21 protein-coding genes and 1 pseudogene are annotated in these 25,471 nt (G+C 54.0%); 9 read left to right on the forward strand and 13 right to left on the reverse strand.

What is annotated here, in order from left to right; genetic code table 11:
- Nucleotides 1–67 precede the first annotated feature (67 nt).
- Nucleotides 68–1,378, forward strand: coding sequence for an MFS transporter (locus IMQ48_RS07345; protein WP_196208498.1), 1,311 nt, complete (start codon nucleotides 68–70; stop codon nucleotides 1,376–1,378).
- Between the two features lie 139 nt (nucleotides 1,379–1,517).
- Here IMQ48_RS07345 and IMQ48_RS07350 read toward each other — a convergent pair whose 3' ends face one another.
- From IMQ48_RS07350 to IMQ48_RS07375, 6 genes and pseudogenes are all read right to left on the reverse strand, one after another.
- Nucleotides 1,518–2,291, reverse strand: a complete 774-nt coding sequence (locus IMQ48_RS07350; protein ID WP_146716843.1) for an amino acid ABC transporter ATP-binding protein — start codon at nucleotides 2,289–2,291, stop codon at nucleotides 1,518–1,520.
- Nucleotides 2,275–3,201 (reverse strand): amino acid ABC transporter permease, encoded by a 927-nt coding sequence (locus IMQ48_RS07355; RefSeq protein WP_115258470.1) that lies wholly within the window; start codon nucleotides 3,199–3,201, stop codon nucleotides 2,275–2,277. Before IMQ48_RS07355 ends, IMQ48_RS07350 begins: the two co-directional genes overlap by 17 nt.
- Before the next feature lie 9 nt (nucleotides 3,202–3,210).
- Nucleotides 3,211–3,720 (reverse strand): GNAT family N-acetyltransferase, encoded by a 510-nt coding sequence (locus IMQ48_RS07360; RefSeq protein WP_196208499.1) that lies wholly within the window; start codon nucleotides 3,718–3,720, stop codon nucleotides 3,211–3,213.
- A gap of 9 nt (nucleotides 3,721–3,729) precedes the next feature.
- A pseudogene (locus IMQ48_RS07365) lies at nucleotides 3,730–5,988 on the reverse strand (NtaA/DmoA family FMN-dependent monooxygenase).
- 25 nt (nucleotides 5,989–6,013) lie between these two features.
- On the reverse strand, nucleotides 6,014–7,135 hold the full coding sequence (locus IMQ48_RS07370; RefSeq protein WP_196208500.1) for an amidohydrolase: 1,122 nt from the start codon (nucleotides 7,133–7,135) through the stop codon (nucleotides 6,014–6,016).
- Nucleotides 7,135–8,133, reverse strand: a complete 999-nt coding sequence (locus IMQ48_RS07375) for an MsnO8 family LLM class oxidoreductase (RefSeq protein WP_196208501.1) — start codon at nucleotides 8,131–8,133, stop codon at nucleotides 7,135–7,137. The genes IMQ48_RS07370 and IMQ48_RS07375 overlap by 1 nt, the downstream gene beginning before the upstream one ends.
- Nucleotides 8,134–8,765: 632 nt before the next feature.
- Here IMQ48_RS07375 and IMQ48_RS07380 point away from each other — a divergent pair.
- The gene (locus IMQ48_RS07380) at nucleotides 8,766–10,307 is read left to right on the forward strand and encodes a PAS domain-containing methyl-accepting chemotaxis protein (protein ID WP_196208502.1); all 1,542 of its coding nucleotides are present in this window, start codon (nucleotides 8,766–8,768) and stop codon (nucleotides 10,305–10,307) included.
- A 147-nt stretch (nucleotides 10,308–10,454) separates the two neighbouring features.
- Nucleotides 10,455–11,897, forward strand: coding sequence for an L-asparagine permease (gene ansP / locus IMQ48_RS07385; RefSeq protein ID WP_196208503.1), 1,443 nt, complete (start codon nucleotides 10,455–10,457; stop codon nucleotides 11,895–11,897).
- A gap of 43 nt (nucleotides 11,898–11,940) precedes the next feature.
- Here ansP and IMQ48_RS07390 read toward each other — a convergent pair whose 3' ends face one another.
- From IMQ48_RS07390 to IMQ48_RS07405, 4 genes are all read right to left on the reverse strand, one after another.
- Nucleotides 11,941–12,162 (reverse strand): YgdI/YgdR family lipoprotein, encoded by a 222-nt coding sequence (locus tag IMQ48_RS07390; RefSeq protein ID WP_196208504.1) that lies wholly within the window; start codon nucleotides 12,160–12,162, stop codon nucleotides 11,941–11,943.
- 137 nt (nucleotides 12,163–12,299) lie between these two features.
- Nucleotides 12,300–13,361: a YncE family protein gene (locus IMQ48_RS07395; RefSeq protein ID WP_196208505.1), complete on the reverse strand. Its 1,062-nt coding sequence runs from the start codon at nucleotides 13,359–13,361 to the stop codon at nucleotides 12,300–12,302.
- A gap of 208 nt (nucleotides 13,362–13,569) precedes the next feature.
- Nucleotides 13,570–14,604 carry an NADP-dependent oxidoreductase gene (locus IMQ48_RS07400; RefSeq protein WP_196208506.1) on the reverse strand — a complete coding sequence of 345 codons (1,035 nt, stop codon included), beginning with the start codon at nucleotides 14,602–14,604 and terminating at the stop codon, nucleotides 13,570–13,572.
- Between the two features lie 69 nt (nucleotides 14,605–14,673).
- Nucleotides 14,674–15,249 (reverse strand): XRE family transcriptional regulator, encoded by a 576-nt coding sequence (locus tag IMQ48_RS07405; RefSeq protein ID WP_196208507.1) that lies wholly within the window; start codon nucleotides 15,247–15,249, stop codon nucleotides 14,674–14,676.
- 37 nt (nucleotides 15,250–15,286) lie between these two features.
- Between IMQ48_RS07405 and mddA the strand changes: the two genes are divergently transcribed.
- Both mddA and IMQ48_RS07415 read left to right on the forward strand, forming a co-directional pair.
- The gene (gene mddA, locus IMQ48_RS07410; RefSeq protein ID WP_196208508.1) at nucleotides 15,287–15,805 is read left to right on the forward strand and encodes an L-methionine sulfoximine/L-methionine sulfone acetyltransferase; all 519 of its coding nucleotides are present in this window, start codon (nucleotides 15,287–15,289) and stop codon (nucleotides 15,803–15,805) included.
- Nucleotides 15,802–16,251, forward strand: a complete 450-nt coding sequence (locus IMQ48_RS07415; RefSeq protein ID WP_196208509.1) for a DMT family transporter — start codon at nucleotides 15,802–15,804, stop codon at nucleotides 16,249–16,251. The genes mddA and IMQ48_RS07415 overlap by 4 nt, the downstream gene beginning before the upstream one ends.
- Before the next feature lie 87 nt (nucleotides 16,252–16,338).
- On the opposite strand, the gene IMQ48_RS07420 is transcribed toward IMQ48_RS07415, so the two are convergent.
- Together IMQ48_RS07420 and IMQ48_RS07425 are read right to left on the reverse strand one after the other, a co-directional pair.
- The gene (locus tag IMQ48_RS07420) at nucleotides 16,339–16,572 is read right to left on the reverse strand and encodes a YdcY family protein (protein WP_096756992.1); all 234 of its coding nucleotides are present in this window, start codon (nucleotides 16,570–16,572) and stop codon (nucleotides 16,339–16,341) included.
- Nucleotides 16,573–16,589: 17 nt separating this feature from the next.
- Nucleotides 16,590–18,188: an ABC transporter substrate-binding protein gene (locus IMQ48_RS07425; protein WP_196208510.1), complete on the reverse strand. Its 1,599-nt coding sequence runs from the start codon at nucleotides 18,186–18,188 to the stop codon at nucleotides 16,590–16,592.
- Between the two features lie 282 nt (nucleotides 18,189–18,470).
- Here IMQ48_RS07425 and IMQ48_RS07430 point away from each other — a divergent pair, with 282 nt between their 5' ends.
- Genes IMQ48_RS07430 through IMQ48_RS07440 form a run of 3 tightly spaced genes read left to right on the forward strand, consistent with a single transcriptional unit; the run spans nucleotide 18,471 to nucleotide 24,923 of the window.
- Nucleotides 18,471–19,781 (forward strand): SrfA family protein, encoded by a 1,311-nt coding sequence (locus tag IMQ48_RS07430; RefSeq protein ID WP_196208511.1) that lies wholly within the window; start codon nucleotides 18,471–18,473, stop codon nucleotides 19,779–19,781.
- 4 nt (nucleotides 19,782–19,785) lie between these two features.
- Nucleotides 19,786–22,767, forward strand: coding sequence for a virulence factor SrfB (locus tag IMQ48_RS07435; protein WP_196208512.1), 2,982 nt, complete (start codon nucleotides 19,786–19,788; stop codon nucleotides 22,765–22,767).
- Entirely contained in the window at nucleotides 22,764–24,923 is a 2,160-nt protein-coding gene (locus tag IMQ48_RS07440) for a virulence factor SrfC family protein (RefSeq protein WP_196208513.1), read from the forward strand. The genes IMQ48_RS07435 and IMQ48_RS07440 overlap by 4 nt, the downstream gene beginning before the upstream one ends.
- An 8-nt stretch (nucleotides 24,924–24,931) precedes the next feature.
- Here IMQ48_RS07440 and IMQ48_RS07445 read toward each other — a convergent pair whose 3' ends face one another.
- Nucleotides 24,932–25,105, reverse strand: a complete 174-nt coding sequence (locus tag IMQ48_RS07445; RefSeq protein ID WP_196208514.1) for a GhoT/OrtT family toxin — start codon at nucleotides 25,103–25,105, stop codon at nucleotides 24,932–24,934.
- 192 nt (nucleotides 25,106–25,297) lie between these two features.
- On the opposite strand from IMQ48_RS07445, the gene yncL reads away from it, so the two are divergent.
- Nucleotides 25,298–25,393 carry a stress response membrane protein YncL gene (gene yncL, locus IMQ48_RS07450; RefSeq protein WP_115258458.1) on the forward strand — a complete coding sequence of 32 codons (96 nt, stop codon included), beginning with the start codon at nucleotides 25,298–25,300 and terminating at the stop codon, nucleotides 25,391–25,393.
- Nucleotides 25,394–25,471 lie beyond the last annotated feature (78 nt).

Below are 25,471 nucleotides of genomic sequence, written 5' to 3' on the forward strand. Positions count from 1 at the left end.
GGCGGGGAATAATACCCGCCCTCTTTCCCTACAGAAATGCTCTCAAACCTAATAGCAGGAGTGGGTGATGAACACAATAATAAAGCGCACTAAAGTGCGTTACAGTATTTTGATATTTCTGTTTCTGGCCACCGTATTTAATTATGCCGATCGTGCAACGTTATCCGTCGTCGCACCGATCATGAGCAAAGAGTTGGGCTTTGATCCTGAAGCAATGGGGCTGGCCTTTTCTGCATTTGGTATTTCATACGTCATTATGCAATTGCCAGGCGGCTGGTTACTGGATCGCTACGGCTCTCGCCTGGTGTATGGCTGCGCGCTGATCGGCTGGTCGCTGGTGACCATGTTTCAGGGCACAATTTATCTGTACGCCAGTCCGCTGATCGTATTGATTATCTTACGTCTGATGATGGGCGCTATCGAAGCCCCCGCCTTCCCCGCCAACAGTCGCCTGAGCGTACAGTGGTTTCCTAATAACGAGCGCGGGTTTGTCACCTCGGTTTATCAGGCAGCGCAATATATCTCACTAGGCATTATTACGCCGCTGATGACCATCATATTGCATAATTTGAGCTGGCATTTTGTCTTTTATTATATCGGGGCAATTGGCGTTATTCTGGGTATATTCTGGCTGGTTAAGGTCAGAGACCCGATGCATCACCCGAAAGTAAACCAGCAGGAACTTGATTACATTCGTAATGGCGGTGGCGAACCATCGTTGGGAAATAAACAAGAACCGCAAAAAATCACCCTTGCACAGATTAAAAGCGTTTGCGTCAACCGAATGATGATCGGTGTTTACATCGGGCAGTTCTGCGTCACATCCATTACCTGGTTCTTCCTGACCTGGTTTCCTACCTATCTGTACCAGGCTAAGGGAATGTCGATTCTCAAGGTCGGGTTTGTCGCCAGTATTCCTGCGATTGCCGGTTTTATCGGTGGATTGTTAGGTGGCGTATTCTCTGACTGGTTATTGAAACGCGGCTACAGCCTGACGGTTGCCCGCAAGCTGCCGGTCATCTGCGGGATGCTGCTTTCCTGCGTGATTGTTATCGCTAACTACACCTCTTCAGAATTTGTGGTGATCGCCGCCATGAGCCTGGCATTCTTCGCCAAAGGTTTTGGTAATCTGGGCTGGTGCGTACTCAGCGATACCTCACCAAAAGAAGTGTTGGGCATTGCCGGAGGCGTGTTTAATATGTGCGGCAACATGGCCAGTATCATCACCCCACTGGTTATCGGCGTCATCCTTGCCAATACCCAGTTGTTTGATTACGCCATTTTATACGTCGGCTCGATGGGGCTGATAGGGCTGTGCTCGTATCTGTTTGTCGTCGGACCGTTGGATCGTATTACCCTGACGCCGTCCGTCGCGTGATTTAACCGTATGGCGATATTTCGCCCGCTGTTCCGGGACTTGCACTCCTGCGGAACAGCGTTTTTTTACGCCAACGATTTGCTCAGCACACGCTGCGTCGAGGTTAGCCATTTTCCCGCGGCACAGAGCGCGCCCCGGTTCACAGAACCTTCGACAAAAACTGCTGCGTGCGCGTATGGCGCGGATGATTCAGCACCTGTTCGCTGCTACCCTGCTCGACGATTTTACCATCAACCATAAACACCACCTGATCCGCCACCTCCCGGGCAAAACCAATCTCATGCGTTACCACCACTAACGTGGTACCGGACTTTGCCAGGGCTTTAATGACATCCAGCACTTCGCCCACCAGTTCAGGATCAAGCGCGGATGTCGGTTCATCAAACAGCATCACACGCGGGTTCAACGCCAGCGCACGAGCGATGGCGATACGCTGCTGCTGCCCGCCAGATAAGTGTCGTGACCAGGCATCGGCTTTATGCCGCAAACCTACCGCATCCAGCAGGGTTAATGCCCGCTCGGTAGCGGATTTCCGTGACGCGAGTCCGTGAGCCACTGGCGCTTCAATCAGGTTCTCCAGTACCGTTAAGTGTGGGAAGAGATTAAAGTTCTGAAACACATAACCCACGTTAATGCGCTGGCGCAGAATGTCTGCCTCTTTCAGTTCATACAGTTTGTCTCCCTGACGGCGATAACCTATATAGTCGCCGTCAATCTGAATGAAGCCTTCATCGACGCGCTCCAGATGGTTGATAGCCCGTAGTAACGTGGATTTTCCCGAACCCGATGGCCCGAGAATAACCGTTACCGTACCGGGCGGGATCTCCAGCGACACGTCATCCAGCGCTTTATGGCGGCCGAAGGACTTGCTGACGCCAGTAATGGAAATATGGCCTTCAGGCGAGTGGGACATGGACGGCCTCCTGAGGCGTAAGTTGACGGCGACCTTTAACAGCGCGGCTGACGCGGGTGGTATTGATGGCCGAGCGCCGTTCGCTGCGGGCCAGCGCGCGTTCAACCAGGTGTTGAATCAGTGACAGAACGCTGGTGATCGCCAGATACCACACCGCCCCAACCATCAGCAACGGGATCACCTCCTGGGTACGGTTGTAGATCATCTGGATGGTGTAAAACAGCTCCGGCATCGCCAGCACGTAAACCATCGCCGTACCTTTCGCCAGGCTAATAATTTCATTGAAGCCGGCAGGCAAAATGGTGCGCAGCGCCTGCGGCAGGATAATGCGCAGCGTGCGTCGCCAGGCTGGTAAACCCAGCGCTGCCGCGGCCTCATACTGACCGTGATCGACACCGAGAAATCCGCCACGAATGATTTCGGCGGTATAAGCGCTTTGCACCAGCGTCAAACCCACTACCGCGGTAGAAAACTGACCCAGCACATTGATAGTGGCGAAGCTGCCCCACTGAACGCTGGTGAACGGAATGCCAATCGCCAGCGTGTCGTACAGATACGAGAAGTTGTATAAGATTATCAGCACCACAATCAGCGGCAGCGAGCGAAACAGCCAGATGTATCCCCAGGCCAGGCTATTCAACAGCCACGATGATGAAAGGCGGGCCAGTGCCAGCAATCCACCGAACACCACGCTCAACAGTGTGCCGATAAGGGTCAGCAGCAGCGTTTGCCCCAGACCGGACAAAATCACCGGGTCGAAGAACCAACGGGCAAACACGCCCCACTCCCAACGCGGATTAAACGCCACCGACTGGATAATCACCGCCAGTACAAACAGCGCGACTATCGCACCTGCCGTGCGCATCGGATAGCGTGCCGGGACGACTTTGATGGTTTCCGTCGTTTTCATTTTTTCTCCTCAGGCAATTTTTGCCTGACCTGCGATGGTCAACAGTTTGGTAAAGCGCAGCCGACCGTCAAACGGCGGCAGGCTGTACTCTTCCGGGTTACGTGCAATATCAAATTGTGGATCGTACCCCTGACGCAAATAGAGCTGAACGGCCTCCGGTTGGCGAAACCCTGTCGTCAGGTAGATACGGCTGTAGCCCGCCAGTAGCGCCCGTCGTTCCAGTTCCTGTACCACGCGCGCCGCCAGCCCCTGCTTACGCAGGGTGCTTTGGGTCCAGATACGTTTAATCTCAGCCGTATCTTTGTCGTAAGGTTTGTAGGCCCCGGTGGCGATAATCTCGCCGTCGCGCTCCAGCACCACAAAGATCCCCTGCGGCGCCAGATACCATTCAGTCAATTCAACTTCAGCATCACGGGAAAAATAATCGCCATAGCGCACGGCATATTCGGCAAACAGACCGTTCAGAATCGGTTGCAGTTCTGCCGCCTCCGGCGAGACCACGCGGAATTGATCGCTCACATTACCTCCTTAGTCGCCTAAACCGGCCGGGTTGATTTCAGATTGTGGAATGCGTTCCACCCCCTCTCCCCAGCGATTCAAGACTTTGTCGTAGTCACCGTTGGCGATCACACCGTTAAGCGCGGTTTGCACCGGCTGTACCAAACCGCTGTCTTTTTTCAGCGTTACGGCGATATGCGCGGCCTTTGGCCAGCCACCGTCGACGCTACCCACGAGTTGCGTTTTTCCATTGAGCGCCGCTTTCCACGCGCCGATAACGTTAGGGCCAAAATAGGCATCGGCGCGGCCTGACTGTAGCGCCAGCGTCTGGGCGGCATCATCCTTGGTATAGACTGGCGTAAACGCCGGTAACCCTTTCTTCAGGTTCTCTTCATTCCATGCCAGAAGAATGGCTTCCTGGTTGGTCCCGGAGCCGACAATAATGCGCAGCCCGGCGATATCTTTCGCCTGTTCAATTTTGGTCAACTTACTGCCGGTTTTGACGTAAAAACCGAGTGAATCTTTACGATACGTGGCGAAGTCGAACTTCTCTTTGCGTGCTTTGGTGACGGTAATATTGCTGATCGCAGCATCATATTTGCCAGAAGCTACGCCCAACGGCCAGTCTTCCCACGACGTTGGCACCACGTTCAGCTCCAGCCCCAGACTGTCGGCCACCAGACGGGCGATATCCGCCTCGCTGCCGATCAGCGTTTTATTGTCATCTGCAAACACCGTCAGCGGCGGCTGGCTCAGTCCGGCAATCGCCACCGTGAATTTACCCGGTACGGCCAGCTGCAGCCTGGCGGGCAGTTGCGCGATCGCCTGTGGATTTTTCACCGTGTTAATCGGCGTTTTATTGGCCTCCAGGCTTACGCCCGTGCCATTGATAGTGACATCGTTTGCCCAGACGGAAGCGCTGAAAGCCAGGGACAGCGCCAAAAGTAATGATTTTTTCTGCATCGTGTTTGTCTCTTATTGTGTGAATTGATTGGCAGGTGTCGTTAAGCCAAGGCTGGCGCGCAAAGTCGTGCCGGGGTAGTCAAGACGGAACAAACCGCGCGCTTGAAGTAACGGAATCACCTGCTCAACAAAGCGTGGGAAGGTGTCCGGCGTGCCGCCCTGGATGATAAATCCGTCGGCGGCTCTCTCATCGAACCACTGCTGCAGGCCGTCAGCCACCTGTTCCGGCGTACCGCTAAAGCGGGGACGTGGACTGGCCGCTTCCAGCGCAGCCTGGCGCAGGGTTAACCCGCGCTCTCGTGCATTGCGCTTGATTTCATCGGTGGTGCTGCGAAAACTGTTTTGCCCGAGATTGCCGAGCTCCGGGAACGGCGCATCGAGGGAATATTGCGTGAAATCGTGATGCTCAAAATAGCGGCCGAGGTAATTCAGCGCATCGTTAATGGAAACCAGCGCGGCGGTGGTTTGATATTGCTGTTCAGCATCCTGCTCACTGTCACCCACAATGACGCTGACGCCCTGGAAAATATGCAGGTCATCGTCACCCCGCCCGGCTATTTCCAGCTGGCTTTTCACATCCTGATAAAAAGCTTTGGCCTCTGCCAATGATTCCTGATGGGTAAAAATGGCGTCAGCGTGTGTTGCTGCTAATTTCTTGCCATCCTCAGAGGCGCCTGCCTGAAATATAATTGGCCGGCCCTGCGGTGTCCGGGCAATATTTAAGGGGCCGGCAACCTGGAAATAATCGCCATGATGATTGAGCGTATGCAACTTCTGCGGATTAAAGAACTCGCCGCTGGTTTTATTGCGGGTAAACGCATCCTCTTCCCACGAATCCCACAACCCTTTGACCACCTGCAAATATTCATCGGCAATACGATAGCGCTGAGCATGTTCCGGATGCTGTGCCCGAGAATAGTTCTTTGCTGAACCCTCCAGGGGCGATGTCACCACATTCCATCCGGCGCGCCCCTGGCTGAGATGATCGAGGCTGGCAAATTGCCGTGCGGTGGTAAACGGCTCGCTGTATGACGTTGAAACCGTACCCACCAGTCCCAGATTGTTGGTGATGCTCGCCAGTGCCGACAATACCGTTAGCGGTTCAAAGCGATTTAAAAAATGCGGGATAGATTTCTCATTGATATACAAACCATCGGCAACAAAAATAAAATCCAGTTTACCTTTCTCGGCAATTAATGCAGTGTCTTTGACAAACTCAAAATTAATACTGGCATCGGCAAGTGCTGCCGGATGACGCCATGCTGACATATTCCCGGAGGCACCATGCAGAATAGTACCCAACCGTAGTTGCCTTTTTTTAGCCATAGTAACCCCTACCCAACAGGTGAAATTAAAGGTGTGTGAATGCCGTTTTTGCTAAATGCGTAAAGTACTGCGCGGCGGGTTCAATTAATCGTTCGTCCGGATTAAATCCCGGATGGTGTAATCCGTATTCGCTGGCGCTGCCAATACTGACAAATACCCCGGGCGTATTTTGCAGATAGACGGCAAAATCCTCCCCACCCATATGCAGATCGGCATAGTGCGTCGTGTACCCGGACGTTTTTGCTACCTCAGTGGCAATCTCTGCCCAGCGCGAGTCGTTGACCAACGCCGTGGGACCTGCGTGCCAGATAACATCAATTTGTACGCCAAAGGCGTGGGCAAATCCGGCAGCGATGTCATTCACCCGTGATTTGACCTGCTGCTGAACGACTGTGCGATGGGTTCTGAGCGTCCCTTCCAGCTCAACGGATTCTGGCAGCACGTTCCACGTGTTGCCACCCTGAATACGGGTCACGCTCAGCACCACCGAATCCAGCGTGTTAACTTCCCGGCTGGCCACGCCTTGCAACACCGTCACCAGTTGGCTGGCAAGCAGAATGGCATCTTTGCCTTCATGTGGACGTGCGGCATGTGCGCCTTTGCCATGGACACGCAGCACGACGCGATCGACGTTGGCATAAAATGCGCCACCACGCGTGGCAAACTCACCCACCGGTAACCCCGGTTCGTTGTGCATACCGAAAATCGCCGCCACGTTTTGTAGCGCCCCGGCGCGGATTAACGCTTTCGCACCACCAAAGTTTTCTTCCGCGGGCTGAAACAGAATGCGAACCCGCCCCGGCAATGCGCTTTCTTGCTGTTTCAACAACAGCGCCGCACCGAGCATGACGCTGGTATGCACGTCGTGTCCGCAGGCGTGCATGACGCCTGGCGTAACGGAGCGAAACGCCACATCAGCGTTCTCTTCTATCGGCAAGGCGTCGATATCAGCCCGCAGGGCGACAATATCGTCTCCTCGCCCAATCTCAGCCACCAGACCGGTGTTTAGTTCAAAGGGCAAAATGTTGACATCGGCAGCATGCAACCAGTCGCGAATACGTGCTGTAGTCGCCACCTCCTGTAAGGACAACTCCGGGTGCTGGTGCAGTTCACGGCGCCAGCCGATAAGCGTCGAGGCCAATGACATCAGATGACCTCCACAGCGGAATGGGCTTGCGCCAACAAATGCAACGATGTCAGACGCGCATAACCTTCTGCTAACGGGGTATCGATAATAAATTCATCAATGCCGTACTGCGCGTGCAGGCTGTTCAGCTTTGCGACCACATCCTCGGCCGTTCCGTGCAACAACGCCTGCGTTCGACGGGCAATTTTTCGTGGCACGCTGCCCGCCTGTGCGGCGAAGGCCAACGCCTGCTCTTCGCTGGCCACCGTCACGCGTTGACCATCTTCCAGCTCAACACCCCAAATTTGAACGTTCTCCGCTAATTGCGCGGCAGTCTCCGGATTGTTCGCCACAATCACCTGCACGGCGACAATCGTCGGGCGCGCACTGTTGGCTTGCCAGTAAGTCAGAACATCGCGCAGCAGCGCCGGGTCACCGTTCAGGTGCGCGGCAAAGATGAAATTCCAGTCAGACTCTGCCGCCAACTGTGCACTTGGCACGCTGGCCCCCAGCACGAATCTTTGCGGCGGTGAGGGCGGGATCGGCGTCGGAAATACCGCGTGCCCGGTTTCCGTCCCGGTCAATGCCAGCCAGGCGTCGAGCTGCGAAAGCTGTTCGGCAAAGCTGCCTTTTTCAAGCTGATGCAGCCCCTGCTGGAGCGCCTGCGTTGACAGCGGTAAACCGCCTGGGGCTTTCCCCACGCCGAGATCAACGCGCCCCGGGGCCAGTGAAGCCAGTAAATTGAAGTTTTCCGCCACTTTATACGGGCTGTAATGTTGCAGCATAACGCCACCAGAGCCAACGCGGATACGTTGTGTTTGGCCGAGGATCCAGGCGATCACCAGCTCCGGTGACGGACTGGCTAGCTGTGGCGTATTGTGATGCTCCGCTATCCAAAAACGGTGGTATCCCCACGCCTCTGCCTGTTGTGCCAGCTGTAGCGTACGGGCAAGCGCAATGGCGGCGGTTTCGGTTTCCCCTACGGGGCTTTTATCGAGAATACTCAGGCGATATGACATGTTACAGGCCCATGGTTGTTAACATGTCTTCATTATTAAATTATCAAACAACTATTTAGAAACATTTAATTTACATTTGCTCAGCTAAAAAATAGCTAACCAACCTTGCTTCTACTCCGGGTAATCGCTTTCCCGGGCGGTTACATCAATCAGAAAAAATGGCTTGTATTCATGCCCTACAAAATATAATAGGCTTTCTGTTTGTGTCTAAAACTCTGCAATATCATTTTGGGTTAGTTTTATTTTTGCGCACTACATTTACGCTGAATTTAATTTAAGTCAGGTTAAATGACTCTTCAGGTTATACGTTTGTATTTATTGTTTCATATTTATGACCATCTACAAATCGCACAGAGTAAAATTTTTATTTTAAATACTTTCACCGAACTGATGATTAGTAGAGAATGCAGCGTTTCTTATTAAAACGGTTTAAAACAGTTTTTTAATATCCCCTGATGTTATTTAGGGATTTTTTGTATGACTTATATACCCGTCATAGTTCACGTTGCATATACGTTGGCTACGCTCGTTCTCCCCAGTCACTTACTTTAGTAAGCTCCTGGGGATTGGCTCCCTTGCCGCCTTCCTGCAACGCGAATTATTTAGGGTATACATACCACCATGGGACCGCTATGAAAAGTAACATGCCCGTTACACAAGTTGAGCACTCACTTAACGCGAAAGCGACGCTGCTGTCGACGACAGATAAAGAAAGCCATATTACCTATGCCAACACAGCTTTTATTGAGGCCAGCGGCTTTAATGAAACCCAGCTCATGGGCGAACCCCACAATATTATTCGCCATCCCGATATGCCCTCTGCCGCCTTCGCCGACATGTGGCACACTCTCCAGCAGGGTGACAGCTGGACCGGAATGGTGAAAAATCGCCGGCAAAATGGTGACCATTACTGGGTTCGCGCCAACGTCACCCCCGTCTGGCACCGTGAAAAATTAACTGGCTACATCTCTGTGCGTACTGTTCCATCGCGGGAAGAAATAGCCCAGAGTGAGCAGTTGTATGAAAAAATGAATAGCCACAAATTTAAAAGTTTCCGGCTTTTTAAAGGCATTGTTATTCGTCGTGGCATACTGGCATGGACCTCTGTGTTTAAATGGCTAAGCATAAGTCAGCGCGTCAATTATGCTTTAGGGGTAGTAGCCCTGCTCTGCGTATTATTAACACTCGCGCCGGTGAGTTCATTTATTCAGGCTGGCGGAATGGCCATGCTATTTCTGTTATTCGGTATTTACCTTAAGTGCCAAATTTGTCAGCCAGTTAATACGCTACTCAGTCAAATGAAAAAAGTTGTCTCCGGCCGTAAACCCGATAACTGTCATTTAAATCGCGTGGATGAAATCGGGATGCTGATGCGACTGGTTAATCAATCCGGGTTGAATCTCAATTCTCTGGTTGATGACGTCAGTACGCAAATTTCCGGGATCCGCGAAATCAGTCAACGGGTATCAAAAGAAGGCGTTGCACTGCATACACGCTCCGAAGAAACCGCCGCGGATCTGCAACAAACCGCTGCCGCCATTGAAGAAATTGGCAGCGCGGTGCAGCAAACCGCCGATACCGCCGCACAAACGATGACCATGGCCGATAAGACCAGCACCAACGCGACGGAAGGCGGCGATATCATGAAACAGACCATCGCTATGATGCAGGCTATCTCACGTGATAACAGCCAGATCGTCGACATCATCGGTGTTATCGACAGTATCGCTTTTCAGACCAATATTCTGGCGCTGAATGCTGCCGTCGAGGCGGCGCGTGCCGGGGAGTCCGGACGCGGTTTTGCCGTTGTGGCGGCGGAAGTGCGCAATCTGGCGCAGCACTCCGCCTCGGCCGCCAAAGAGATTAAGCAGTTGATCGAAAAGAACGTCGCGAACGTCAACTCCGGCGTAAAAATGGTGGAGCAAACAGAAACGCATCTCACGGGCATGATCGGTGACGTATTACAAATGTCGATGATGATCAAAGACATCAGCCTCGCCACACGGGAACAAACCCAGGCGCTGGATCTGATCAATGACTCGATTTCACGCGTCGGCACCATGACCCACAATAACGCCGAGATGGTAGAGCGCGTCACTGATGCCACCGCCGATTTAACTCAGCGCTCCTCGCGACTGCAGCAGGCCGTTCAGGTCTTTGGCGTATCGGCATAATCCAGACTTTGCGTCACTGATTAATTGAATGTAGGATGCTCGGCCGACAGTTTTCCCCTTCTAACACCATGAAGGGTAAAGCTGTTTTCGCCGCTGCACGGGCGGCAAAAAGGATTTTGTTAATTTGTCAGGCCAACAGGAAACGCAATGAACACACACAACACGCAAGCCGCAGAACAACATGCGGCGAAACGACGCTGGCTGAATGCTCACGAAGAGGGGTATCACAAAGCGATGGGCAACCGCCAGGTACAGATGATCGCCATCGGCGGCGCGATTGGTACCGGGTTGTTTTTAGGGGCCGGGGCACGTTTACAAATGGCTGGACCAGCTTTAGCGCTGGTGTATCTGGTATGCGGTATTTTTTCATTCTTTATTCTTCGCGCGCTCGGAGAACTGGTACTACACCGCCCTTCAAGCGGTAGTTTTGTCTCCTACGCCCGTGAGTTCCTGGGGGAGAAAGCGGCCTACGTGGCAGGCTGGATGTACTTCATCAACTGGGCGATGACCGGAATCGTCGATATCACCGCCGTCGCGCTGTACATGCACTACTGGGGAGCGTTTGGCGACGTACCACAGTGGGTATTTGCCCTTGGTGCGCTGGCTATTGTCGGTACTATGAACATGATTGGCGTGAAATGGTTCGCCGAGATGGAGTTCTGGTTTGCGCTGGTCAAAGTGCTGGCGATCGTGATTTTTCTGGTGGTTGGTACGGTCTTTTTAGGTACCGGACAACCGCTGGACGGTAACACCACCGGGTTTCATCTGATCACCGATAACGGTGGCTTCTTCCCGCATGGCCTGCTACCTGCACTGGTGCTGGTACAGGGTGTGGTCTTTGCTTTTGCCTCTATTGAACTGGTGGGTACGGCCGCCGGAGAATGCAAAGATCCACAAACCATGGTGCCAAAAGCGATCAATAGCGTGATTTGGCGCATTGGTCTGTTCTACGTCGGCTCCGTCGTGCTGCTGGTGTTGCTGCTGCCATGGAATGCCTATCAGGCGGGCCAAAGTCCGTTTGTGACCTTCTTCTCGAAACTTGGCGTGCCGTATATCGGCAGTATCATGAACATTGTGGTGCTAACCGCCGCCCTTTCCAGCCTCAACTCGGGATTGTATTGCACCGGGCGTATTTTACGTTCGATGTCGATGGGCGGTTCGGCCCCCAAATTTATGGCGAAAATGAGCCGCCAGCAGGTCCCCTGGGCTGGGATCCTCGCCACGCTGGTGGTGTATGTAGTAGGCGTTTTCCTCAACTATCTGGTGCCATCGCAGGTGTTTGAGATCGTGCTGAACTTCGCGTCGCTGGGAATTATTGCGTCGTGGGGATTTATCGTGGTGTGTCAGATGCGTTTGCGTCGGGCCATTAAAGAGGGCAAAGCGGCAGATGTCAGCTTCAAGCTACCGGGCGCGCCGTTCACCTCGTGGTTAACGCTGCTGTTCCTGCTGAGCGTGCTGGTGCTGATGGCCTTTGATTATCCGAACGGCACCTACACTATCGCGTCGTTACCGTTGATTGCTATTCTGCTGGTTGCCGGATGGTTTGGCGTGCGTAAACGCGTGGCGGAAATCCAGCGCACCGCGCCGTAATCACATTCAGGCCTGACAGCGTATCCCCGTCAGGCCTGCTTTCTTAGTTGGCTTCGATTAACTGCGCAACATCATTGCTGTTAATTTCCCGCGCGTTGCCATCCTGATCGGTATAGCTGGTCATCCCGGTGTCTTTATCCAACTGTGGTTTGCCCTGAGTCGTAATGGTTTGTCCGCTTTTCGTCGTCATGACGTAATCGGTGGTGCAACCTGCCAGAGTAAACAGCATTACGCCTGCGCAAAGGCAGATAAATGGCTTTTTCATGATATTCCCGTGTTATGCAATGAGCCGATAAGGACCCAGTGTAAGTCCCTGATGTTTATCAGGCCAGCGATGGGGTGTAACGAGGCGTATCGTGGGGTATGGATAAATGACAGGAGGGGTTTCCCCCTCCGGGCAAATTACAGCGCGATGCGAATCACATCGTCCGGCTGCGTGGCTTCCTGCTCACGTGAAGATTTCTGTTTCACGCTTACATACAAGGTTTTGCCATCAGCGGAGAGCTCCAGGCTGTTCGGGAATGTCGGGGTGTCGAATGTTTTGACGACTTTATAGCTTTTCGCGTCAATCACACTGACCTTACCGGCCTGACGATGCGTCACGTAGGCTTCGTTGCGCGCGGGGTTGAACAGCACGGCCAGAGATTCCGGTGCGGCAACTTTCGCCAGTACCTTGCCGTCACGGGTATCAATCACCAGCACTTCTGCCGCTTTAGAATCGGTGATAAACGCGCGGTTGCCAGCGGTGTCCAGACTCAGGTTGATGAAGAAATGCTCTTTACCGTCATCCAGCAGCTTTTTACGGCTGAGAATTTTATTGTCAGCGGTATCAATGGTAATGAACTCACCGTCGGCATTGGTGGTGTACAGGCGTTTAGCCTTGCTGTCGACGGCCAGACCGGTGCTCATTTTACCGGTGTTAGCAATGGTGGTTTTCAGTTTGATGGTTTCACCGTCGACCACCCAGATCACGCTCTCTTTGCCAATCCCGCTGATATAGACCGTGTTGGTGGCATCATCGGCTACCAGCTGACGCGGCTGCAGCGGACGGACATCTTCTGAACGTTTACGCGCATCCAGTACCAGACGGCCTTTTACGTCGCCGGTTTTAGCATCCATCGCGGTGACCGCACTGTTGACGGTATTACCAAACCACAGGGTCTGCGTTGCATTGTTGATGGTGGCGCCAAACGGTTTCAGGTCGTTATGAATCGCCTGAGTCACTTCCAGCGTGACCGGGTCGAGACGGTAAACCACCCCGCCCTTATCCAGCTTACGACTCTGGGAGGTGGCAAGCCACAGCGCGTTTTCCTGTTGGCTGTACGCCATTTCGTAGGCGCCTTTGCCTACCGCTTTGCGCAGCAGTTCTTCCGCAGCCTGCGTACTAAAAGAGGATGCAACAAGCAGTGAACCTAACAGTAAAGAACCACGCAGACGCGGTGAAAACAGATGACGTAAAGACATGACGACTCCCTTTGATAAATTCATTTGTTACTGCTTCACAGTGCTTCAATCAGCAAAATCATGGTTTTGCTTTTTAAGAATGAGAATAGTAATCATTATTTATCTCAAAGTAGAGTGTTTATTCGCTTTCTGGCAACAACCTTCTTATTTTCTCCATAAATGCTTAACGTGCCGCTCACAAACAGAGCGGCACAGCGGATTTTCGCAATTAATCTTCAGCGAGGCGAATCACAACCTTGCCAAAGTTTTTCCCGGTCAGCAGGCCGATAAAGGCTTCCGGCGCGTTCTCCAGGCCCTCCGTAATCTGTTCCCGGTACTGGATCTTGCCTTCTTTGACCCAGCGCCCCATCTCCTGCTGGAACTCATGGATGCGATGACCGTAGTCCTGACTAATAATAAAGCCCTGCATCCGGATGCGCTTTTTCAGTATGGTGGCCATCAGCAGCGGTAAGCGGTCGGGGCCTGCCGGTAACGCCGTGGCGTTATAACCACTGACCAGCCCACACACCGGAATGCGCGCAGAGGTGTTGAGTAACGGCAGCACCGCGTCGAAGACTTTGCCGCCAACATTTTCATAATAAATATCAATCCCCTGCGGACAGGCCTGCACCAGCTGTTGCGCGAAATCAGGCGCATGGTGATCGAGGCAAATATCAAAGCCGAGAACCTCGGTGGCATGACGGCATTTTTCCGCCCCACCGGCCACGCCGACCACCCGACACCCTTTGAGTTTGCCAATTTGCCCGACGGTTGCGCCTACCGGCCCGGTGGCTGCTGCCACCACTAACGTCTCTCCGGCTTTAGGTTGACCGATATCCAGCAGGCCCATATACGCGGTAAAGCCCGGCATCCCCAACAGACCTAGCGCCCAGGATGGATGTTCCGGGTTATCGCCTAATTTGACCAAGCCGCTGCCATCGGAGATGTCGAAATCCTGCCAGCCGCTGTAGCTCAAAACCCATTCACCAACGTGATAATCAGGATGATTTGATGTCACTACCCGGCTGACAGTACCGCCCACCATCACCGCGCCAATCTCTACCGGGGGGGAATATGAAGGTTCATCGCTCATGCGACCGCGCATGTAGGGATCAAGAGACAGATACACGGTGCGCAGTAAAACTTGTCCTTCGCCGGGCGTGGCGACGCTATCATCTTCTAAACGGAAATTACTGAGTGCCGGGGCGCCATGGGGGCGAGAAGCCAGTACCCAGCGGCGGTTGCGTTGCAGTTGTTGACCCATTGATGTTCTCCTCTGCTTTTGGCATGAATCCATCAATAGTAGACGCCCTCCGCTGGCGATGCTTTCACATTAATTGCCGACGGCGTTTAACCGCACAACCAGATAAACACAAGTATGCGCGGTTTCATTAATAAACCGGCAGTCATTTGGCGGGCCGAGTTCCAGACAATCCCCGGCCTTCATTTCGTGGCGCGTATCTCCTTCGACGAACACCAACTCTCCCTGCTGCAGCCAGATAAGCTGTCTGGCCTGCACGTAGGACGACGCAGGCATGGGAATGTCACTCCCGGCGGGTAGCGCTATCTGCACCAGATCGATGGGCAGATCGCTGCGCGGGGAGACGTGGCGACGCAGATAATGGCTTTGCGGATCGTGCCAGACAGGCTGGTCGGCGAAGCGCAGCAGCTTGCCCTCCTGCATTTCCGCCCGCGCAATCAGCGTTGACATGCTGATGCCAAACGCCCCGGAAAGCCGCCCCAGCAGCGTTGCCGTTGGGCTGCTTTCGCCGCGCTCAATTTTATGGATCATTGCCCGCGACACGCCCGCCCGCTCGGCAAGCTCCGTCAGCGACCAGCCGCGTGATTCTCGCTCAATGCGAATTCTTGCACCGATCCGTTGATTTATGCTGTCTTCAATAGTATTCATATTGTAATACTATAGTGAACAATCCCTGAGGTTCAACATGTCAATTCGCTTTGCCAGTAAAGAAGACTGCGCCGCCATTGCAGAAATCTACAATCACGCGGTGCTGCACACGGCGGCTATCTGGAATGATCAAACCGTCGATGCCGAAAACCGTATCTCCTGGTACGAAGCCCGGCAAATGCTGGGGTATCCGGTGCTGGTGAGTGAAGAGAATGACGTGGTCACCGGGTATGCTTCTTTCGGCGACTGGCGTAATTTTGATGGTTTTCGTCATACCGTTGAACACTCGGTGTATGTGCATCCGGAGCATCAGGGAAAAGGCCTGGGGCGCGCATTACTCAGCCGGTTGATTGAAGAGGCCCGCAGGTGCGGTAAACATGTGATGGTCGCGGGCATTGAGTCGCAAAATCAGGCATCGTTGCACCTGCACCGCACGCTCGGTTTTGTCTTAACCGCGCAAATGCCGCAGGTGGGGACGAAGTTTGGTCGCTGGCTGGATCTGACCTTTATGCAGCTGCAACTGGACGATCGCCGGGATCCGGATGCGCGCGGATGAACCAGACGCTGACCCTTTCCTTTCTGATCGCCGCCGGCATTGGTCTGGTGGTGCAGAACACCTTGATGGTACGTATTACTCAGACCTCTTCAACCATCCTGATAGCCATGCTGCTCAACTCGCTGGTGGGGATTGTGCTGTTTGTCAGCATTCTATGGTTTAAGCAAGGTGCGGCGGGGTTTGGCGAGCTGGTTTCCAGCGTACGCTGGTGGACGTTAATTCCCGGCTTATTGGGTTCGTTTTTTGTCTTCGCCAGTATTAGCGGCTATCAAAATGTAGGGGCTGCCACCACCATTGCGGTGCTGGTTGCCAGCCAGTTGATTGGCGGTTTGGTACTGGATATCTTGCGAAGCAACGGCGTACCGCTGCGTGCGCTGGTGGGACCCGTCTGTGGCGCGGTGTTGCTGGTAATCGGCGCCTGGCTGGTGGCCAGGCGCTCGTTTTAACTGCCTGATGGCGCTTTGCTTATCAGGCCAACAGAATATGCCTGTAGGCCGGATAAGGTGTGAGCACCGCCATCCGGCAAGGAAATATCAGAGAATAGTGCCACCTTTGGTGAGCTGCTCACGGCGGGCTTCCATATCCTCTTTATACTGACGACCATGATGTGCGATCGCCGTACGCAGACGCTGTTGCTGGGTGTAGCGATCTTCCCGGCTCAGTTCTGCGTCATCGCTGAGCGCAATCAGCAGTTCGTTCATATGCGTAATGACGCTCTCTTCAATGGCGGCGTCGACGCGGGCGCTGACCTCATCCAGGTGCGACATACTTTCTCCTTAACTGATTAATTTAATTTAGCTTTTGAAAAATCACTGCCCATCAGGCTGACGCTGTATCCGCTGACATTACTGCGTGTGGCATAAAATGTTTTGCCGTTTGCCAGTGCGATCCACGGGGCCTGCTGATAGAAAATCTCTTGCGACTGCTGGTAAAGCGCGGCGCGCTCTTGCGGTTTGCTCACCAGTTTCGCCTTTTGCACCAGTGTATTATACGCATTATCGCACCAGCGTGCGGCGTTGGATCCGGTTTTAATGCTGTTGCAGCCCAGCAGCACATCGGCAAAGTTATCCGGATCGCCATTGTCGGACATCCAGCCAAACAGCGCGGTGTCGTGCTCACCCTTACGCATTCCGGAGAGGTATTCTCCCCACTCGTACGATACGATTTTTGCCTTCACACCAACCTTCGCCCAGTCGCTTTGGATCATCTCAGCGATCCGACGGGAGTTCGGATTGTACGGCCGTTGAACCGGCATCGACCACAGCGTCGCCTCAAACCCATTCTCCAGCCCTGCTTTCTTCAGCAGTTCTTTCGCTTTTTGCGGGTCGTAATCGTAGTCTTTCAGATCGTTGTTGAAGCCCAGCATATTCGGTGGAATCGGTGATTTTGCCACCGTGCCTGAACCTAAGAAGACGGCGTTAATGATCGCTTTTTTATCGGTCGCGTAATTCAGCGCCTGACGTACCAATACGTTATCAAACGGTTTTTTCTCAGTATTAAACGCCAGATAACCGACGTTCAGTGCGTCGACCGAATGCAGCGTCAGGTCGCTGTTTTTCTTAATTTCCTCAAACTGCACCGGCGCAGGCGCGGGAATTATCTGGCACTCGTTGGTTTGCAGTTTTGCCAGTCGCGTTTGCACGTTTGGCGTAATGGCGAAGATCAGGTGTTTGGTCGGAACGTCACCATCCCAGTAGTTCGGGTTGGCCAGATAGCGGATTTGTGAATCCTGCTTGTACTGTTGCAGCACGTACGGTCCGGTACCAATCGGCCAGTTATCGACGTTTTCCGGCGTGCCTTTTTTCAGCATTTGATCGGCATATTCCGCAGAGAGAATAGACGCGAAGTCCATCCCCCAATCGGCCAGAAACGCCGCATTAGGTTCGTTCAGCACAAACTGGACATGATAATCATCAACCTTCTTCACCTCTTTGATAAGCTTATCCAGTCCGACATCATTGAAGTACTCGTAGCTACCCTGTGAAACCTTATGGTACGGATGATCGGCATCTTTCTGACGTAATACCGAGAACAGCACGTCATCCGCGTTAAAATCACGCGTCGGTTTGAAGAATTTATTGCTGTTGAACTTCACGCCCTGACGCAGGGTAAAGGTATACGTCAAGCCGTCAGGGGATATCGTCCAGTCGGTGGCCAGAGATGGTACCGGGGTATTTTTCACCGGATCAAAGTTGATCAGTCGGTTATACAGCACCTGAGAACTGGCCACAAACGACGGGCCGGAGCTGGCAATTTGCGGGTTAAACGATTCGGGAGACGCTTCAGAGCAGTAGATGAGGGTGTCGGTATTGGCAGCAAATGTAGCGCCGGTCGGTAATACCGCGCTGAGCGCCAGCGCGAGCAACGTTTTCCTTGCAGTCATGGTCTAATGCCTTCTTATTTTATTATTCAGCTCATTATCAGAGCATAGCTGACAAAAACTGACTAATAACAAATCACTATCAGGTTATTCAAATCCGGTGGTTTTTGCTGATTAATTCGACAGCACCGGTGAAATAATTTCCCTTAAGTCTTTTTCAAAACGTCAAGATTTTTCCCCACGCTCTATGCCATGAAAATTCACCCCTTTTTGCCTCTCTTCCACCGTTTGCTCGTTTTTATAAGCCGTAAAGTAGATGTGTGAAGAAGTCTAAGGGATAACAACGTGGCAAAAATTCTCTTGCGCAGCGGCAATTTGGATGACTATCAGGCCGTGGGCGGCGGTGGTCAGGCCGTTTTTGATTCAGCATTGCAAATTCGTGAAACGCTTCGTCTGCGAAAACAGCAGGCCATGGCCGATTGTCTGGCGATCCCACAAGTCAACGATAACGGCGATCGGGTTGACTGGTATTCCCCGATTGAAGGACAGGCTGTCGCCTGGAAAGCCGCTGATGAAGACGCGCGCTTTCGGGCATTACGCTATCTGGCCAGCACGCTGGACAGCGCGGCGACTCTCAGTCGTAAAAGCCTGCAATCGGGTAAAACCTCGCTGCAATTGTTTGGATCTCTGCTGGAAAAGGCCGTTCAGTTTCCTGGGGAAAATCACGTTTTTCTGGTTGATGGTAAACCGGTTATTACGTTCTGGGGTTTCGTTAATCTGAATGAAAATACGCGTGACGATGTGCTCGACTGCTTGCGGATCGCCGATATTCCTCCGGTCATGCCCGCAGCGGAAGCCGAACCTGAAGAAGCGATGGTCGTCCCGGAAATTACCTTTGCCGAAGCCGATGCACCTTTACTGACGCCGATCGTGGAGCCACCTAAACCCGCAGAACCTGAACCACCATCCCCGGTCATTGAGAATGAACCTGAAGTCGTGCCGTTGCCCGTCTTGCCAAAACCTGCGCGTAAACTGCCACTGTGGAGCCTGCCAGTTGCTGCGGTCATCATTGCCGCCATCATTGGACCGCTGCTGTGGAAACAGCAGGCGACACGCCCTGCGCCCACACAGCAGCCGGTTGAGATAGCGAAGGTCGACGTTAAGCCACTGCCAACCCTGACGTCTGCACTGCCGCTGCATCGTGCGGAAGTGATCCCGGCGGTGAAAAAAGAAAAGCCCGCCGAAGGGCCGGTAGTGATTGCCGCGATCCCGAAAGATGCGCTGGTGATGGAAGCGAATCAGATGAAGGTCGGCACTACTCGTTTCCTCAACGGCAACTGGCGCGTGATGGTTGACATCAAAGATCCGGTCAGCGGTAAAGCGCCATCGCTGCGTTATCAGATTCAGACCAATAAAGGCACTGCGCGGGTCGTCCACGGCGACAATGTGGTGTGTCGCGCGGAGATTTTCTCCGGTCTGCATCAGTCGGGGGAATTAATGATTAAGAGTCGCGGGAATGCGCGTTGTACGGACGGCTCGCGCTATCCGATGCCGGAAATCACCTGTAAAGCGGGAACCAACGACGTGGCAGCCTGTACCGCCCGTTATGACGATCACGCGGAGATCCCCATGACCATCAAAAAGATAGGTGCCTGATTTTATGTTGGTGAATCTGTGTGATTACAAACAGAGCGTGACGCTCATCGCCAATAGCGGCGTGCAGTTTCTGGATTTTGGCCTGACGCCGCAGGAATCCGCGCATCACGGGCGCTTTGTGCGAAAAACGGCCAACGGCCCGCTGCTGCGACTGGATTTCGACCTGACAACGGGCCGCTATACGTTACCAGGTAGCACTGGCGGGCAACCCGAAGTGGTCAAGCCAGAAAGCACCCAGACATTACATTATTCACTGGACGTGCTCGACGGCGTCTGGCTGCCGCTGCCGTTCCTGCGCTTTAACCCACCGCGCACGTTTGTCGAAGGCCCGGATAACTGGGCACGCGTGCAGGTACGCAAGCTGGCGCAACCGGACAGCGCGGGTAACACGCACCGCGTAACCGTGGCGCTGGACAGCCAGTTGACCGAGCATGCCCCCGCCGCGTTGACGCCAAATGAAAACGACCTGCTCAATGGCACGCGATTTGCGCTGGCCTGGCACGATAAAGAAATCGCTGATTTCCTCGACCAGACGTGGATTGACGGCTGGCTGCGCGAATCCTTTTTGCATCATGTCTCGCAGCAAGAAAACCGTGCCGAACATGAGATCCAGCTCGCACTGCGCAATTTTGAGTATCAGGCGCACTGGCTGAATGTGCTGACCCTGCTAGGCGAGCAACTGGCCATTCCGGAAGTGAAGCTGGTGACGCACACCCTCAGCGCCCCGGCCATTCCCGTCGATCTGATTTTAGATATTGGTAATACCCATACCTGCGGCGTATTGATTGAAGATCACGGTGACGCCAATGACGGTCTGCGCCAGACGGCAGAGTTACAGGTACGTTCATTAAGCGAGCCGCAATACCTCAACGATCCGCTGTTCACCAGCCGACTGGAGTTTTCCGAGGCGCGTTTTGGGAAACAGCACTTTTCCGTGGAGAGCGGTCGTGACGATGCCTTCATCTGGCCGTCGATCGTTCGTGTCGGCGATGAAGCCCGCAAGCTGGCCATGCAGCGCGTCGGCACCGAAGGCAGCAGCGGGATCTCCAGCCCGCGTCGTTATCTGTGGGATGAAACGCCAGTGTTGCATGACTGGCGCTTTAGCCAGATGAATGGCAAAACTCAGCGCGAGCCGCTGGCAACCGCCTTCCCGCTGATGAATCTGATGAACGATGACGGGCAGCCGCTGTTTAGCCTGCCGCAGGATGACCGGCTGCCGGTATTCTCACCGCAGTACAGTCGCAGCACGCTGATGACTCATATGCTGTGTGAAATTCTGGCGCAGGCGCTGGGGCAAATTAACAGCGTGGCGACACGCCTGCGGCTTGGTTTTCCGGCCTCGCCCCGCCAGCTGCGTACGCTGATCCTGACCCTGCCGTCTGCGATGCCGAAACAAGAACGTGAGATCTTCCGTTTACGCATGTTTGAGGCCATTGCATTAGTGTGGAAAGCGATGGGCTGGCATCCGCAGGATGACGATTTTACCACCCGCAAGCAGCAGGAAAAAAGCGTGGTTCCCGTCCCTGAGATCCAGATGGAATGGGATGAAGCCAGCTGTGGGCAGCTGGTGTGGTTATATAATGAAGCGATTTCACACTACGACGGGCACACCGAATCATTCTTCAACGCCCTCGCCCGTCCGGACCGCCTGCCGGAGCCTGGTGAAGTCAACGGTCGCGCCCTGCGTGTGGCATCGATCGACATTGGCGGCGGCACTACTGATATGGCCGTGGTCCATTATCAGTTAGATGATGGCGTGGGGGCGAATGTCAAAATCACGCCGCATCTGCTGTTTCGTGAAGGATTCAAGGTTGCCGGGGATGACATGCTGCTCGATGTTATCCAACGCTGCGTGCTACCCGCCCTGCAAACCCGCTTACAACAGGCGGGCGTCACCGACGCCGCCGCCCTGCTGGCCGCGCTGTTTGGCGACTCCGGGCGCATCGACACCCAGGCGATTTTACGCCAGCAAACGGCGTTACAGCTGTTTATGCCGCTCGGGCATGCGGTGCTCTCAGCCTGGGAGCAAAGCGATGTTAACGACCCGGTGGCGGGACTGCATGCCACCTTTGGTGAATTGCTTACCCAGCCCCCGACGCGCAACGTGATGAACTATATCCAGCAGGCTATCGATCATGCGTTGCCTGCGGGCTCACCGGTCTTTGACGTGCTGAGCGTGCCGCTGCAGGTGCAGTTCAGGCCGTTACAAGAAGCCTTGCTGGCCGGGCAGTTTACCCTGACATCTCCACTGCACGCCGTGTGTGAAGCCATCTCGCATTATCGTTGCGACATTTTACTGGTAACCGGCAGACCCGCCTGTTTACCTGGTGTACAGGCGCTGATTCGCCACCTGCAGCCCGTTCCGGTGAATCGTATGATTTGGATGGACAGCTACCGCGTGCATGAGTGGTATCCGTTTAGCCAGCAAGGGCGCATTGGCAATCCGAAGTCCACCGCCGCCGTGGGCGCCATGCTGTGCAGCCTGGCACTGGATTTACGTCTGCCGCGTTTTAACTTTAAAGCCGCCGATATCGGCGCGTACTCGACGGTACGCTATCTCGGCGTATTAGATAATACGGTTAATACCCTGCGCGATGAGAATATCTGGTATCACGATATCGACCTTGATAAGCCGGGTGCAAAGCTGGATGCGCGTCTGAATTTCCCGCTACGTGGCAATGTGACATTAGGTTTCCGTCAACTGGCGAACAGTCGCTGGCCTGCTACCCCGCTGTATACACTCAGTATCAACTCTGCTGAGCTGGCGAAAACCATCGCTGGTGATGGCGTATTAAACGTGCGTCTGCAATTACGCGGCGGTAGCAAAGAGGCTGGCCCGGAATACTTCGTTCTCAGCGATGCCTGGCTGCAGGATGGCACGCCCGTTGCCGCCAACGCCTTAACCTTAAAATTGAATACGCTGGCAGACCGCCGCCACAGCGGCAGCCATTACTGGATTGATAGCGGGAGTGTGTACCTGAAATGAGCAAGACGTTAAACACCGCACAGGCCGCCATCGAATGGGTGACGGACACGCGCACACGCGCGGCGCGCCTGGATGATGAAGCGGATTCCCTGCTGGCTCAGCTCACGTTAGCGGCTGTAAATGAAACCGCCCTCAATGCGACCTTTGCGTCACAAGGTTGTGTGGGATTGTACGGACACTCGCAGGCGGCGAAAGCGCATCTGCTCTGCGCATTGTGCAGCAATGCCAGTGGCAAACTGAACATCACTACGCCGGACCGCAGCTTCGATTACTTCACGCACATTAATCCTGGCCATGCGCCAACCAACATGGCTATCCGCTTTACGCGCGAGACGCCTCCAGTTGACAACGCGTGGCCGCTACGCCTGCGGTTGATTAGCGAGGCGGAACTGGTTCAGCTGTTTATCACACAGTTCTGTTCGTCACCTGACAACCGACAGGTTGAAAAAGCAATCATTGAAGCGCGATTAGAAAAATGGCAGGCATTGCGCCAGCGTCATCCTGTGCCGGGGATCTGCGCACAAGACGTGGCGGCTATTGCGCGTTTCTGGCGCTGTCGGGTACCCTCAAATCAGCAGCAAATTGACGATGCACTATGGCATCAGTTTGCTACGCTGCTTCCGGCGCTGGATCTCACCACCCGGGCACATGCCTGGGCGTTACTGTGGGGAGAGCAACCGGAACTCACGCAGCAGTTTCTGGCACTGGCGCATACACTACAACAGACCGGGCATGCGGACGAATTAGCCGCCCCGCTTAGCCTGCTGGTTGATCATTTCGGCTTACCCGCCGAAAGTTATCTTACTCAGGCTGCGCTGACCGGTAGTGATACCCCAGGCGATGTGGTGGTGCATCCCGTTGCCAACAATCAGTTGCTCAATGCGGTCAGCTTGTCACTGGATTCACTGGCGCTGCTGACCCGCGAACTGGTGCTGACAGTAGAAGACGCGGTGCTGGAGGGCACTGACCTGCTGGATATTCCCCTCGCACCGGATGCACACCCACACCCGCTATGGCAGGCAAAATTGGGTTGGATGCTGGAACATTACCGCCAACATCTGCAACCCGATGTGCTGCTCATCTGTAACGCGGTATCCGCCCGTTCACAGACGCCGACTGTCACCCGTACGCTACTCGGCTGGGTAAATGATACCCAACCGCTACATGATGCCGCATTACCGGGCGTGGTGTGGGCTATTACCCCACAGGATGCGCGTTTTAGCACCCAGCAAAACCTCGATGAGGCGGTTCAGCAATTAATGGGCAAGCCCGGACTGCACTGGGGAACGCTGCAGGCGCTGGATAAGCACAGTTTACAGCGACTGGTTGAATGGCTGTCGCAGGCCACCTCACCCGTTCAGCGGCAGGCTCGGTTTATCTCCCTGCGCGAGCAGAACCAGCAGCAAATTCGCGCCACATTGATGAACTGGTTACATGCCGGTGATGAGCCGCCCGGCGCAAGCGAATCACTTATCCGCCAGTTGCAGGCTCAGGCGGCCAGGCATGGCGAACTGCTGGAGGGGCTGCTGCCATCCATGCGCAGCTTTGAATCACTGTTGCGCGTTCAGCAACCGCGAGAGGAGCAGGTTAGCGGCTTATTTAATGACGCGATCGACCTGTTTGCCGACGTGCGGGATACCTCTTATCCACAAGAGAGTAAAGAGGCCGGATATCAGGCACATAAAATGTGGATCAACCATGTGCGCCAGTGGTGTCGTAATGAGAATAACGCGCGTCGCCTGCAGCTGCAGCCGCAAACCTTAAGGCAGGTTGCCGACATTCTGGTGACCACCAGCTACCGGCTGGAGATGCCGCAACGCCTGCACGCAATTATGCAGCGCGAGAACGTCTGCGCAGCACAGTTGCACGCGGATATCGGTGATTTTATTACCTGGCTCGGGTTTGCTCGTGTTGCCGAGGAACAGCGCCCTGCCAGCAGGGTCCAGAAAGGCGCCGCTATCTTTAGCGCCCCGCCGCAACAGCCGATGCGTCGACTGGCAAAACTGGACGAGCAACCTCGGCATGGTGCCAGCCGATACGTTTATGACTGGTTGGTTGCCCTGTACACCCGCGCCAATGAAAACGCGGGTTATCAGCATCCGCTGGATGTGACTGAAGCAGACAGGTTGCGATTAATCGCGCTGCTAAAGATCTGACGCCGCCATCAGAAAAGAGAAAACAGGAGTGCGACAGGAAAGCTCATCGGCCATGTCGCCCCGACTAATACCGCACTGAGAAAGCGAATACGCTTTTTATCATGCGAAAGAAACCAGGTGATGATTGCCGCGATGGCGGCCATTGCCGCATAAAAAACCAGCATATTTTGGTACAGAGACATTTAGGGCATCCGGGCCTGAAGGGAAAATCGCGCGCAATATGCTATTTTTCATGACGCACATCAAGTTTTATTCATTTTTTTAAGAGAATTTCCGAGAAAACAGCCGTTCTCCGTGATGTTCAGATTTCGTACTATTGCGGATAGTTTTAACCCGTACTATACCCATAGGGGTTAAATCGAAAGGTGGCAAAAATGAATGTTTCCAGTAAAACCGTGGTACTGATAAATCTCTTTGCTGCTGTAGGACTTTTCAGCCTGATATCCGCAAGGTTCGGCTGGTTTGCATGATGTGCTCTGGTTGATTAATTGCAGCGCCTGCTGGCAGAGAGAACATTCTCTCTGCCATTAGTGTGCGATCTTCCCACT

Source organism: Citrobacter sp. Res13-Sevr-PEB04-36 (genome assembly GCF_015672735.1).
In the GTDB taxonomy this organism is placed as follows: Bacteria; Pseudomonadota; Gammaproteobacteria; order Enterobacterales; family Enterobacteriaceae; genus Citrobacter.

Coding starts and splice junctions, on each gene's coding strand:
- IMQ48_RS07375 (WP_196208501.1), bottom strand. CDS start 8,133: ATGTCATATCGCCTGAGTATTCTCGATAAAAGCCCCGTAGGGGAAACC.
- IMQ48_RS07345 (WP_196208498.1), top strand. CDS start 68: ATGAACACAATAATAAAGCGCACTAAAGTGCGTTACAGTATTTTGATA.
- IMQ48_RS07395 (WP_196208505.1), bottom strand. CDS start 13,361: ATGTCTTTACGTCATCTGTTTTCACCGCGTCTGCGTGGTTCTTTACTG.
- ansP (WP_196208503.1), top strand. CDS start 10,455: ATGAACACACACAACACGCAAGCCGCAGAACAACATGCGGCGAAACGA.
- IMQ48_RS07415 (WP_196208509.1), top strand. CDS start 15,802: ATGAACCAGACGCTGACCCTTTCCTTTCTGATCGCCGCCGGCATTGGT.
- IMQ48_RS07390 (WP_196208504.1), bottom strand. CDS start 12,162: ATGAAAAAGCCATTTATCTGCCTTTGCGCAGGCGTAATGCTGTTTACT.
- IMQ48_RS07380 (WP_196208502.1), top strand. CDS start 8,766: ATGAAAAGTAACATGCCCGTTACACAAGTTGAGCACTCACTTAACGCG.
- IMQ48_RS07435 (WP_196208512.1), top strand. CDS start 19,786: ATGTTGGTGAATCTGTGTGATTACAAACAGAGCGTGACGCTCATCGCC.
- IMQ48_RS07355 (WP_115258470.1), bottom strand. CDS start 3,201: ATGAAAACGACGGAAACCATCAAAGTCGTCCCGGCACGCTATCCGATG.
- yncL (WP_115258458.1), top strand. CDS start 25,298: ATGAATGTTTCCAGTAAAACCGTGGTACTGATAAATCTCTTTGCTGCT.
- IMQ48_RS07400 (WP_196208506.1), bottom strand. CDS start 14,604: ATGGGTCAACAACTGCAACGCAACCGCCGCTGGGTACTGGCTTCTCGC.
- IMQ48_RS07445 (WP_196208514.1), bottom strand. CDS start 25,105: ATGTCTCTGTACCAAAATATGCTGGTTTTTTATGCGGCAATGGCCGCC.
- IMQ48_RS07405 (WP_196208507.1), bottom strand. CDS start 15,249: ATGAATACTATTGAAGACAGCATAAATCAACGGATCGGTGCAAGAATT.
- IMQ48_RS07440 (WP_196208513.1), top strand. CDS start 22,764: ATGAGCAAGACGTTAAACACCGCACAGGCCGCCATCGAATGGGTGACG.
- IMQ48_RS07420 (WP_096756992.1), bottom strand. CDS start 16,572: ATGTCGCACCTGGATGAGGTCAGCGCCCGCGTCGACGCCGCCATTGAA.
- mddA (WP_196208508.1), top strand. CDS start 15,287: ATGTCAATTCGCTTTGCCAGTAAAGAAGACTGCGCCGCCATTGCAGAA.
- IMQ48_RS07370 (WP_196208500.1), bottom strand. CDS start 7,135: ATGTCATTGGCCTCGACGCTTATCGGCTGGCGCCGTGAACTGCACCAG.
- IMQ48_RS07350 (WP_146716843.1), bottom strand. CDS start 2,291: ATGTCCCACTCGCCTGAAGGCCATATTTCCATTACTGGCGTCAGCAAG.
- IMQ48_RS07425 (WP_196208510.1), bottom strand. CDS start 18,188: ATGACTGCAAGGAAAACGTTGCTCGCGCTGGCGCTCAGCGCGGTATTA.